At 35.8% G+C, this 11,594-nt stretch carries 10 protein-coding genes; 7 read left to right on the forward strand and 3 right to left on the reverse strand.

Annotated elements, in window-relative coordinates:
- Position 1: 1 nt before the first annotated feature.
- The gene (locus tag L4F91_RS03575; RefSeq protein ID WP_395897317.1) at positions 2-1,198 is read right to left on the reverse strand and encodes a DegT/DnrJ/EryC1/StrS family aminotransferase; all 1,197 of its coding nucleotides are present in this window, start codon (positions 1,196-1,198) and stop codon (positions 2-4) included.
- A gap of 30 nt (positions 1,199-1,228) precedes the next feature.
- Positions 1,229-3,106 carry a polysaccharide biosynthesis protein gene (locus L4F91_RS03580; RefSeq protein ID WP_395897319.1) on the reverse strand — a complete coding sequence of 626 codons (1,878 nt, stop codon included), beginning with the start codon at positions 3,104-3,106 and terminating at the stop codon, positions 1,229-1,231.
- Between the two features lie 239 nt (positions 3,107-3,345).
- On the opposite strand from L4F91_RS03580, the gene L4F91_RS03585 reads away from it, so the two are divergent.
- Both L4F91_RS03585 and L4F91_RS03590 read left to right on the forward strand, forming a co-directional pair.
- Positions 3,346-4,584, forward strand: coding sequence for an O-antigen ligase family protein (locus L4F91_RS03585; RefSeq protein ID WP_395897321.1), 1,239 nt, complete (start codon positions 3,346-3,348; stop codon positions 4,582-4,584).
- Complete coding sequence (locus tag L4F91_RS03590; protein WP_250350577.1) at positions 4,581-5,324, forward strand: glycosyltransferase family 25 protein; 744 nt, start codon at positions 4,581-4,583, stop codon at positions 5,322-5,324. The genes L4F91_RS03585 and L4F91_RS03590 overlap by 4 nt, the downstream gene beginning before the upstream one ends.
- 200 nt (positions 5,325-5,524) lie before the next feature.
- Here the strand turns inward: L4F91_RS03590 and L4F91_RS03595 are convergent, their stop codons facing one another.
- Positions 5,525-6,463, reverse strand: a complete 939-nt coding sequence (locus L4F91_RS03595; protein WP_395897323.1) for a nucleoside hydrolase — start codon at positions 6,461-6,463, stop codon at positions 5,525-5,527.
- A 164-nt stretch (positions 6,464-6,627) separates the two neighbouring features.
- Here L4F91_RS03595 and rbsD point away from each other — a divergent pair, with 164 nt between their 5' ends.
- From rbsD to rbsK, 5 genes are all read left to right on the forward strand, one after another.
- Positions 6,628-7,047, forward strand: coding sequence for a D-ribose pyranase (rbsD, locus tag L4F91_RS03600; RefSeq protein WP_395897325.1), 420 nt, complete (start codon positions 6,628-6,630; stop codon positions 7,045-7,047).
- 9 nt (positions 7,048-7,056) lie between these two features.
- On the forward strand, positions 7,057-8,544 hold the full coding sequence (gene rbsA, locus L4F91_RS03605) for a ribose ABC transporter ATP-binding protein RbsA (RefSeq protein ID WP_395897327.1): 1,488 nt from the start codon (positions 7,057-7,059) through the stop codon (positions 8,542-8,544).
- 11 nt (positions 8,545-8,555) lie between these two features.
- Positions 8,556-9,512 (forward strand): ribose ABC transporter permease, encoded by a 957-nt coding sequence (gene rbsC / locus L4F91_RS03610; protein ID WP_250364347.1) that lies wholly within the window; start codon positions 8,556-8,558, stop codon positions 9,510-9,512.
- Between the two features lie 30 nt (positions 9,513-9,542).
- Positions 9,543-10,421: a ribose ABC transporter substrate-binding protein RbsB gene (gene rbsB / locus L4F91_RS03615; protein ID WP_395897330.1), complete on the forward strand. Its 879-nt coding sequence runs from the start codon at positions 9,543-9,545 to the stop codon at positions 10,419-10,421.
- 211 nt (positions 10,422-10,632) lie between these two features.
- The gene (rbsK, locus tag L4F91_RS03620; RefSeq protein WP_395897332.1) at positions 10,633-11,559 is read left to right on the forward strand and encodes a ribokinase; all 927 of its coding nucleotides are present in this window, start codon (positions 10,633-10,635) and stop codon (positions 11,557-11,559) included.
- Positions 11,560-11,594 lie beyond the last annotated feature (35 nt).

Consider the following 11,594-nt stretch of genomic DNA (forward strand, 5'->3'; position numbering starts at 1 on the left):
ATTAATCACTCAAAATTCGCTTGAAGTTTTCAATAACATAATCAATTTCCTCATCAGTTAGTTGGGTATGTAGAGGTAGTGTTACCTCATTACAATATTGCTGATAAGCATTAGGGAATTGCTCTATTGAAAAACCGAGTGATTTATATGCTGTATGCATAGGTAAAGGCTTGTAATGAACATTAGTTGCGATACCAGCTTTTGCCATTTTTTCGATAAATTGGTTACGGTATGTTTCATCTTTATTTAATAGGCGTGTTAAGAATAAATGCCCACTACTTGAATATTCATTCGTAAAATGAGGCAGAATATTAATATTAGAATTTTTCAATCCAGCAAGATATTTATTAATAATCTCTTTTCGTTTTTCTAATAGATGAGGGTAACGGTTGAATTGTGCTAGTCCAATAGCAGCACTAATGTCTGTCATGTTACATTTATAGTAGCAACCTTGGATATCATATTCCCAAGCACCTAATTTTGTTTTGGATAGCGCATCTTTACTTTGACCATGCAAAGAAAGTAATTGAAACTGACGGTAAAGATCTTCATTACTTATGCCGTCAATATTTTTCCAGGTAGCACACCCTCCCTCTGCTGTAGTAAAATTTTTCACTGCATGAAAAGAGAAACTGCTAAAATCAGCAATATTTCCCGCCATTTTATTCTTCCATATACTACCTAAAGAATGTGCGCAGTCAGCAACAACCGAAATACGACCTATTTTCTGCTGTAAATCATTAGAAGGTTTAAATAGGTTTTTTTTGCGTTCTACTATTTCGAAAATCTTATCGTAATCACAAGGTACCCCAGCTATATCAATAGGAATGATAGCTTTAGTTTTATCAGTAATAGCATTTTCTAATGCATCATAATCCATTTGATAGGAGTTTGGGCTTGTATCTACTAGAATAAGTTTTGCACCAATATGAATAACAGGACTCGCACTGGCTGTATAGGTATAGGCACAGGTGATAACTTCATCACCTTCTTTAATACCTAATATTCTAAGGATAAGTTCTAAGGCTGCCGTTGCTGAATTTAGACAAACTACTTTCTCTGTACCTATGTAGGAGGCAAGTTTATTTTCTAATTCTTTTGTTTTAGGGCCTGTAGTTATCCAGCCACTTTTTAATGCAGAAATTACCTCCTTAATTTCTAAATCTGTAATATCAGGAGGAGAGAAACTAATTTTCACTGTTTATTATTCCTTAATGTAAATATATTATTAAGATAAATTTTGATATACCATATCACAATTTTCTGTTGTTGGACTAAAGGCTGTAGATGAGGAAACTAATAAATCTCTAATCTCATCAATCTTGTATTCTGAACATAATATATCTAATCGCTGCAAGATGTTATTCAAGTCATTCCAATCAAGCATTGTTTCGATAGCTGTCATAATTCTTGGATGTTGTGTTCCCTGTACGTTATCACCGATAAGTAGTTCTTCATATAATTTCTCACCTGGTCTTAATCCTGTAATTGAAATCTCAATATCTCCGTTCGGATTTTTCTCATTTCTCAAGGTTAGTCCACTTAAGTGAACCATTCGTACAGCCAAATCATAAATTTTTACTGGTTCGCCCATATCTAAAACAAAAACATCTCCGCCTTTTCCCATTGCGCCAGCTTGGATAACTAGTGAGGCGGCTTCAGGGATTGTCATAAAAAATCGAGTAATTTTCTGATGTGTTAATGTTATAGGTCCGCCTTCTTGAATTTGTTTATTAAATAATGGGACTACAGAACCTGAAGATCCCAAAACATTTCCAAAACGAACCATACAAAAACGTGTTGTATTTTGTGTTTTGGCTAATGCTTGTAGAATTAATTCCGCCATACGCTTTGTTGTACCCATTATATTGGTTGGACGAACCGCTTTGTCAGTAGAAATCAAGACAAAAGTAGAAACTCCTGCTTCAATAGCTGCTTGGGCACAATATAAGGTTCCAAAAATGTTATTACGGATTCCTTCAACCACATTGTATTCAACTAAAGGTACATGTTTATATGCTGCTGCATGGTAAACCGTATCGACTTTGAATGAACGCATAATAATATCTAGCCTATGCTTTCTTTGTACAGAACCCAATAATGGGATCAATTTAACGTGTTGAAAATCAGGATGTTTTAATAATTCTTGGTGTATTTGATATAGCGAAAATTCATTTAACTCAAATAAAATTAATTTTTTAGGTGATTGCTTAATAATTTGACGGCATAATTCAGAACCGATAGAACCTCCAGCGCCAGTTACCATAACAACTTTATTTTCTATATCCTGCTCTAATAGGGATTCAATGGGTGTTACTGCATCACGCCCTAAGAGGTCAGAAATTGATACTTGATTTAAGCTAGTTAAATGTGCTTTTCCACTGACAATATCCTCCATTCCTGGTATTGTAAGAACTTCACATTTATATTTACTAATTCTATTAATAATCGCTTTACGCTGACTTTGCGTTGCGCTAGGCATTGCTAATAGAATTTTTTTTATGTTTCTATTTTCTATTAATTTACCTAATGATTTAGGACTGTAAACAGTAATGCCATGTAATATGGTTTTATATAGGGCTTTATTGTCATCAATAAAACCAATGACTGAATAATGAGAGCTTTGATTTAAGGCTGTTAGTAGTTGCCGACCTGAGCTACCAGCACCGTATATGAGAACTTTAGTTTTGGCTTCTCGATTATACCCGAGTAGGGTTCTCCATAGAAAACGTGTATATGTAATGAATATAGATATAAAGATAAAGTAAAGAAAAGGAACGGTTCTAGGTAAACCAAAGTTAAGTAGGAACGTAACGATGAATAATATTGCAGTCGAAATTAGAGAACCAATGATGGCCACTTGAGTGAATTTTATTGTAACGAAGCGAATAACGGCTCGATATAATCCTAGCTTGATGAAAAAAAGAACAGAAATACTTCCTACTAGTAAAATGATGTACCAGTTTTCAGCTAGTTTAAGTTCTTGAATAAGTTCTAGTCGAACTCCTAGGGCAAGAAAATAAGAAAACGCAATCAAAACTATATCAATGATAATTGATATAAGTCTTTTTATACTGCGTGGCAAGGATAGGATGTAATTAAGCATAAACTTATGGCATCTGAAGATAGAAACTTGAATTTGTCATTATTAAAACATTCACTGATCAAGTGATTCTACCAATTCTATCTTATACTTGGCATCCTGTCAAAGTAAGATAAAGTCAAATGATAAGAATAAAGGAGTGTTTGCAAAATAGGCTGGAATTTGTTAAAAACTTCTAAAATAGTAGAAAGTCTATAAAAAAAGTGTAAGATAATAGAACTTTTTTATAGGTGGAGTTTGTGATGAGGAAAAGTTTTTTCTTATATAGTATTAATGTATTGATTCTGATTTTCTTTGTTGTGCTTTTATCAATAAAAAGCTCTTATTATGTTTCGCCAGTTATATTGGTAGCTCTTTCATTTTTTTATATTTTCTCAAATTATAAAAATATAGAGTATAGATATGATGTTAAAAAATATGTAATATTTTCTTTGCTATATTATATTGTCGGGTTATTTGTAGCTATCCTTAATGGAGATGCGATTCCAAGTTCCTTTAAAGCAGATCATTTTTTATTATTGTCAATTCCTATTCTTTTCCTTCTTATTAGATATAGGCCAAATTTTAAATTTTTGGCTATCGTTTTTGGCGTTAGTTGCCTCATCTATGGTATCCAATCTTTATATAATAAGTTTTATCTTGGATTGGACAGAGCTTTTGATTTGGATGTTATAAATCCTATACCAGCAGCAGCTATTATAATGACGGTTACACTATATTGTATAGCATTAGGACTTCATTATTTAGAGGAAAAGGATATAAAAATGGGAGCATTTTTACTTTTCTCTTCTTGTATAGGTCTTTTGGGAAATATTGTAACAGGAACTAGAGGAAGTTGGATTGCCTTTCCTTTTATACTTTTTTTTCTATTTTTTAAATATAGAATATCTCTCAAAAAAATAGTTTATTCGTTTTTTATATTCCTAATTTCAATTATTATAGTTGTAAGTATTATACCTCAGTTTGGGGTTAGCAAAAGATATCAAGCTGCGCTGGATAACATCACTCAGTATGTAGATGATTCTAATGCTTATAGTTCTGTTGGTGTCAGATTTGATTTATATAAAGGTGCTTGGTACGCAATTCAAGAAAAGCCTATCTTAGGATGGGGACGAGATGGTATGTTGAATAAACGTCATGAACAGGCAGAATCTGGCGTAATTCCAAACTACACTAAAGATTATACCCATTCTCATAACCAATTTATTGAACAAACTTATCATAGGGGTATTGTTGGGTTATTTGTATTATTATTGCTAATATATACTTTTTTAAAATACTTCATTAATATTTATAAAAGTTCTAGTGTTGAAGATAGAAAGATTATAGGGCTATTAGGAATAATAAATATTCTTGGATTAATATCCTTTAATCTAACTGATGCTTTATTAATAAATAAAGAATATGCAATGTTCTTTTATATGTGTAATGTTGTTTTTTATGCAATGACAATTAACAATAATAGGAGAGTGCCCGAATGATACCTATTTATGTGATTCATATTGAATCAGCAAAAGATAGAGAGAGACTTATTAAAGATCAATTTGAAAAATTAGGTATTGAGTTTCAATTTTTTCCTGCTATTAATGCAAAGGAAAATCCTGTGCATCATTTATTTTCTCATTATAATGCAGAAAAACATTTTCAAAGAAAGGGAAGAACTCTATCATTAGGTGAGTTAGGTTGTTTTGCTAGCCATTATTCTTTATGGAAAGAATGTATTAGTAAAAATACACCTATTGTTGTATTGGAGGATGATATAAGTATTCTTGATAATTTTAAATATATTTATAATAATTTAGATGAACTTTTAAAAAGTTATCCTTTTTTATGGCTGCATAAAAATTATCGTGATATTGAAAGAATTGAAGTCGAAATATTTGATGGTTTTTCAGTAACGAAGTTCTATAAGGATTATTTTTGTGCCCAAGGCTATGCTATAACGCCTGAAGCGGCTAAGAGACTACTTGTTTTTTGTCAAATCTGGATTTATCCTGTGGATGACCAAATGGCTCGCTTTTATGAAAATAAAATTGAAAATTTTGCAATTTATCCCCCTTGTATTGATAGGGCTGGCGGAGTCGTTTCTCTTATAGGAGAGGAGCAACGTGGGGAAAAAAATTTATCTCTGTTTTCAAAAGTTAGACGAGAATATTTTAACTTCAAAGATAGAATTAAACGTTGCTGGCATAATTATTTATTTCGATTAAGATTGTATTAAACTCATGATAGGATTTTTATTAAATAAATTTCGTTAGGGAACGCACCGCACTTTTGAAAGAAAGTGCGGTTTTTTTACAGTTATAGAAATGTTTAAGTTTGAAGTAGAGAATGCATTCTACAAACAGGCTAGGAATAGGCTACCTGATCTCATTCCTTAATTTTAAAATAGAACAACCTACGTTATTCTATTTCACTTTATTAATCATCACCTAAATTTTTAATTGCTTCAATGACTAACTGCCAAAATTTTTCTCTGTTAAGGGTTGTTGCAACTTGGGTGTTGCAAGGTTTTGGAGGATAACGAAAATCTGCAACGGTCATTCCTAGCGTATGAGTACCAGTTAATTCAATATGAATAGGAACTTGTTGCGTTTTTATTAAAGAGGGATCGATGACATAAGCAACAGCACAAGGATCGTGCACTGGTGGCGCATCAAAACCTTGAGATTTTTTATACATTTTGCCAAAGAATTCCAGCAATTCGACGACAAATTGAGCTGGTTTTGTTCCTATTTCTGCAATACGCTGTATCACGTCCGGCGTGGCTAAGGCTTGGTGAGTCAGATCTAAACCTACCATTGTTACTTTCCAACCAGCACTAAATACAATATGGGCAGCTTCAGGATCTATTTTTATATTAAATTCAGCCACCGCACTCCAATTCCCCGTGTGATAACCGCCTCCCATCAATACGACTTCTTTTACTCGATTGATAATTTTAGGTTCTAATCTTGCGGCAAGGGCAATATTGGTTAGTCCACCCGTTGGTACTAAGGTGATCGTATTGGGTGGGTAAGACATAATTAAGTCAATGATTAACTGAACAGCATGTGAAGGATGAAAGGTTTTCGTTGGTGTTGGTAAAATGGGGCCATCTAACCCTGAATCACCGTGGATAGAGGGGGCCGTTTCAATTTCTCTAACCAACGGGCGTTCAGCCCCTTTGGCAATGGGAATATTTTTAATTTTTGCAATTTCAGCAACAGCTAATGCATTATGCGAGACTTTTTCAAGGGTTTGGTTGCCAACAACGGTCGTAATGGCGAGCAATTCGATATTGGGATTACCATGGGCGAGTAATATGGCAATGGCATCATCATGGCCGGGATCACAGTCTAAAATAATTTTTTTACGCATAATTATCTCCTTTTCTTTCTTACATTACCCTTTTTTATGGAGATTAAAACGAAAATTCTTTTATTTTTTGATCAACTTCACAAATTTTAAAAATAGTCATTTTAAAACTTATAAGAATTGTTTAGTCTTATCGAAACGTTTCGATATTTTTTTGAGAGGGAAATATGAAAAAAACAGGTATTCTTAATGCGCCACTTTCATATCAAATTGCCCGTCTTGGGCATACAGATTTTTTGACAATTTGTGATGCTGGATTGCCTATTCCTTCATCGATAGATTGTGTCGATTTAGCTTTATCAGAGGGCGTGCCAAGTTTTTTATCTGTTTTTCAGGCTGTAACAACAGAGTGCTTTGTGGAGAGAGTGATTTTAGCGAAAGAGATTGAGCAACATAATGCACAACTTCATCAAATCTTATTACAACGTATCGCGCAGTTAGCTCAGCAACAACATAATGACATCGTTGTAGATTACGTCTGTCACGAGGAATTTAAGGCATTGAGCCAAGAAAGTAAAGCCATTGTCCGTTCAGGGGAATGTTCGCCTTATGCCAATATTATCCTTGTATCAGGTGTACCGTTTTAGGGGGAAACCATGGAACCCATTTTAAAATTAAACAACATTTGTAAGTCTTTTCCGGGTGTGCGTGCGTTACATAATGCAAATTTATCTGTTTACGCCGGGCGAGTTATGGCATTAATGGGGGAAAATGGCGCAGGAAAATCGACGCTGATGAAAATTCTTACCGGAATTTATCAGCAAGATAGTGGGGATATTTATTTTAATGGCGAAAAAGTGCGGTATAAAAATCCCAAATTTTCTCAGTTAGCTGGTATCAGTATTATTCATCAAGAACTCAATATTATCCCTAATTTAACGATTGCAGAAAATATTTTCTTAGGGCGAGAGTTTACCCATAAATTGGGTGGGATTGACTGGACGAAAATGATTGAAGAATCGAAAAAATTATTGCAACGTTTAAAAATTAAACATCATCCTTCAACCCCTGTTGAACAATTATCCCTCGGTGAATTGCAAATGATTGAGATCGCGAAGGCACTGAGTTTTAAAGCGAAAGTGATTATTATGGATGAGCCTACCGATGCCTTGACTGACGCCGAAACGAAAGCCTTGTTTGACGTAATTAGAGAGCTGAAAACAGAAGGTTGCGGGATCGTATTTATTTCTCATCGAATGCAAGATATTTTTACGATTTGTGATGATGTGACAATTTTGCGTGATGGTGAATTTATTGCGGAAAGTACAATTTCTGAGATAAATGAAGCACAGCTCATTGAATTAATGGTGGGAAGAAAATTAGAAGATCAATATCCACATATTGATGTTCCTATTGGAGAACCTGTATTAAAGGTTGAAAATTTAACCGGTCAGGGCGTAAATAAGGTTTCTTTTCATCTCAATCGTGGGGAAATTCTTGGTGTTTCAGGATTAATGGGCGCAGGACGAACCGAATTAATGAAACTGATTTATGGCGCATTAGTTAAAGAGAGCGGTGAAATTTTCGTACGAAATCGATCTGTATCTATTGAAACACCGCAAGATGGGTTGAAAAACGGTATCGTTTATATTTCTGAAGATCGCAAAGGTGATGGGTTAGTCCTCAGTATGTCGATTAAGGAGAATATGACCTTAACTGCACTGGATCAACTTTCACCAAAAGGTGCGATTGATCACCAAGCAGAAAAAATGACGGTAAATGATTTTATCCTGATGTTTAATGTAAAAACCCCTTCAATGGATCAAACAATAGGCTTGCTTTCTGGAGGGAATCAACAAAAGGTTGCGATTGCAAAAGGCTTAATGACACGTCCTGATATTTTGATTCTTGATGAACCTACTAGAGGCATTGATGTGGGGGCGAAAAAAGAAATTTATCAGCTAATTAATAAGTTTAAAGAAGAAGGTATGAGCATTATTTTAGTCTCATCAGATATGCCAGAAATTATCGGAATGAGTGATCGTATATTGGTAATGAACAATGGTGAAATTCGCGGTGAGTTTTTACGCCGAGATGTTAGCCAAGAAAAATTATTAACTGCCGCAATTACTCAACAGCATTAGAAGGACAAATTATGACAGCAACAAAATTAAAAAATTTTCTTATTGAACAACGTTCGATTTTAGCTTTACTTGTCTTAATTGCCATTGTTTCTAGTATTAATCCTCATTTTTTCACAATGGATAATTTACTCAATATTTTACGCCAAACCTCAGTCAATGCGATTATTGCGGTAGGAATGACGTTTGTGATTTTAACCGCTGGGATCGATCTTTCTGTTGGCTCAGTACTCGCATTAACAGGTGCAATTGCGGCTTCTTTAGTCAATCTAGATTTATCTATGTTTATTGTTATTCCGCTGGTTTTATTATGCGGTACGGTACTTGGGGGAATCAGTGGCGTGATTATTGCAAAAGGCAAAGTGCAAGCTTTTATTGCTACCCTTGTAACAATGACATTATTACGTGGCGTTACAATGGTTTATACCGATGGGCGACCGATTAGTTTAGGTTTTTCTGATGTCGCCGATCATTTTTCTTTTCTTGGCACAGGCTATTTATTTGGTATCCCTTTCCCTATTTGGTTAATGGCAACTATTTTTCTTGTGGCGTGGTATATCTTAAAACATACCCCTATGGGGCGATATATTTATGCGCTTGGTGGTAATGAAGCTGCAACCCGCTTATCGGGTATAAACGTGGATAAAGTCAAAATTTTTGTTTATGCGGTAAGTGGTTTTCTTGCAACCGTGGCAGGATTAATTGTTACCTCAAGGCTTTCTTCGGCACAACCAACCGCGGGTGTTTCTTATGAACTTGATGCAATCGCTGCAGTCGTGGTGGGCGGAACAAGTTTAATGGGAGGAAAAGGGCGTATTTTAGGCACATTAATTGGTGCATTGATTATTGGTTTTTTAAATAATGCGTTGAATCTACTTGATATATCCTCGTATTACCAAATGATTGCGAAATCTATTGTTATTCTTGCAGCTGTACTCACCGATCATTTTTTCAGTCGAAAAAATGGGTAATCTTAATCCATCCAACTTAAGGAGATGTATATGAAAAAATTGACTTTACTCGCTTCCGCAATGCTTCTTGGCTCAGTGGTGAGTCAAAGTGCTATGGCAAAAGAAACGATCGCATTAGCCATTTCTACGCTGGATAATCCTTTCTTTGTTACCTTAAAAGAGGGCGCGCAAAAAGAGGCGGATAAACTAGGCTATAATTTGGTTGTACTTGATTCACAAAATGATCCAGCCAAAGAATTAGCGAATGTTGAAGACGTTACAGTTCGTGGTGCAAAAGTATTACTGATTAACCCAACTGATTCCACTGCTGTTGCGAGTGCGGTACGTATGGCAAATCAAAAAAATATTCCTGTCATTACTTTAGACCGTGGAGCAGCACAAGGGAAAGTGGTAAGTCATATTGCCTCTGATAATATTGCAGGCGGAAAAATGGCGGGGGATTTTATTGCCCAAAAATTAGGTGATAATGCGAAAGTTATCCAATTAGAAGGTATTGCCGGCACTTCGGCAGCACGCGAACGTGGGGAAGGATTTAAGCAAGCCGTTGAGGCACATCACTTTGCTTTATTAGCAAGCCAACCCGCAGATTTTGATCGCACTAAGGGCTTGAATGTGATGGAAAATTTATTAACCGCTCAACCCAATGTCCAAGCTGTCTTTGCCCAAAATGATGAAATGGCGTTAGGGGCAATTCGTGCAACTCAAGCCGCGAATAAGCCTCTAGTCATTGTTGGATTTGATGGCACAGATGATGGCATTAAAGCAGTAAAAAGTGGCAAATTAGCCGCAACTATCGCACAACAGCCTGACTTAATCGGGGCATTAGGTGTACAAACAGCGGATAAAGTGATTAAAGGAGAAACGGTTGAAACACAGATTCCCGTTCCATTAAAAGTAATCAGTCAGTAATAAAGAAAATCCAAGGCAGAACATACTGCCTTGATAATTTCTTTTCGCTAAATTTAATCTTATTAATCGTCGTTTATGTTTAAAATAGGCAATGAGCAAACACCGTAATAAACCATACTGTCGGTGATACGACGTTGTATTCTGTTTAAACTAAACGACGATAAAAGCAAAGTGCGGTGGTTTTTTTATTGATTTTGATTGAGGAATGGTTATGCATAATAAAACATTAACGGTGCTTGGTAGTGTGAATGTGGATCATTTGATCCAAGTTGCGCATTTCCCACAACCGGGGGAAACCTTATTAGGGCATCATTATCAGCTGGTGTATGGCGGAAAGGGGGCAAATCAAGCGGTAGCCGCCACAAGGCTTGGGGCTAAGGTGAATTTTATTGCTTGTATCGGGAATGATGATGTTGGTCGGCAAATAAAGCAGGCTTTTATTCAGCAAGGAATGAATACCGAAGCCATTTCGAGCATTGATGGGGAATCAACAGGCATTGCAATGATCCAAGTCGCAGAAAGTGGTGAAAATAGCATTGTCATTTCTGCTGGTGCGAATGCGCACTTAACCGCACAACGTGTGCAATCCTTTACGCATATTATTCAGCAAAGCGATGCATTGCTTATGCAATTAGAAACGCCCTTAGAGGGGATATGTTATGCGGCCAAATTAGCTAAAACACAAGGAAAACAAGTTATTCTTAATCCCGCGCCAGCACAACCTCTTTCTGATGAGTTACTCTCTCAACTCACGATGATTACCCCAAATGAGACAGAGGCGGAAATTTTGACGGGGATTAACGTGGTGGATTATCAAAGTGCGGTCAAAGCGGCGCAAATTTTTCATCAAAAAGGGGTTGAAATTGTATTGATTACCTTAGGGGCAAGGGGCGTTTTTGTCAGTCATCAACAGCAACAGGAAATAATTCAAGGTTTTAGCGTTCAAGCAAAAGATACGACGGCAGCAGGCGACACGTTCAATGGGGCATTAATCACTGCGTTATTAGAGGGGAAAACACTCAATGAGGCTATTCATTTTGCCCAAGCAGCGGCGGCGATTAGTGTAACCCGTTTAGGCGCGCAAACCTCAATTCCTACGCGACAAGAGACAGATGATTTTTTAGCCGAAAGGAAATAGAATAGTGGGTAGTGATTGGCTGAAGTGAGAATAAT

Origin of the sequence: Avibacterium sp. 20-126, assembly GCF_044358625.1 — a bacterium.
GTDB lineage: Bacteria > Pseudomonadota > Gammaproteobacteria > Enterobacterales > Pasteurellaceae > Avibacterium.